Below are 804 nucleotides of genomic sequence, written 5' to 3'. Positions count from 1 at the left end.
GTGTCCATTAGCTATGCGTCATCAACTAGTGATCAAGGAAAGGAAATTACCTTAGTTGCAGATCAATGGTGCCCCTATAACTGTGTTCCTGGCACAGAGAGACCTGGCCTTTTGGTAGAGATTGCAAATTATTCCTTTTCGCAGGAGGGGTATAAGATAAATTATATCGTTAGGCCCTGGATTCGTTCAATTTTGACTGTCCGTAATGGTGACTATGATGGAATTATTGGTACGGGTAGAGATGAAACACCTGATTTCATTTTTCCAGATGAACCTTTGTATAGCATTGAACATGTTTTCTATGTGAAAAACACATCTGATTGGCGTTTTAGTGGGTTTAAGTCATTACAGAATATCAACCTTGGTGCTATAAAGAATTACTCTTATGGCAGCCTTCTTAAGGAATATATTGAGCCAAACCAAGCGAATATCGCACGTTTAACTATTCTTCATGGTGATGATGCTTTTAGCCGTCTAGTTGAATTACTTAAAATAGATAGGATTGATGCTTTCGTAGAGGAATCTAATATAGTGCTAAACTATTTGACAGGCCTTAATTCGTATGAAGATATCAAATCAGCAGGGGTTGCTTCAAAAGAAGACATATATATCGCTTTTTCTCCGAAAAAACGTAACGCAAAACTTTATGCAAATATTCTATCAAAGGGTTTAAAAGAACTTAAGAGTTCTGGCAAATTAGATCATTTGCTACTTAAATATTCTCTATTAAAACCGCCGAAATAGAAAAAGTCTGGTGCAACTGTTTTTTTGGGTGGCCATGAAATTAGGGGCGGTGGGTACAGC

1 protein-coding gene is annotated in these 804 nt (G+C 37.3%); it reads left to right on the top strand.

The genetic code is table 11. The features are described from left to right. Positions 1–744 (top strand): ABC transporter substrate-binding protein (locus tag A3763_RS14820; protein ID WP_197482922.1); only part of this gene is annotated, 744 nt, incomplete at its 5' end. Positions 745–804 lie beyond the last annotated feature (60 nt).

Source organism: Oleiphilus sp. HI0128, assembly GCF_001635365.1.
The sequence above is the reverse complement of the archived record's forward strand: the minus strand, read 5'-3'. Positions and strand labels throughout refer to the sequence as shown.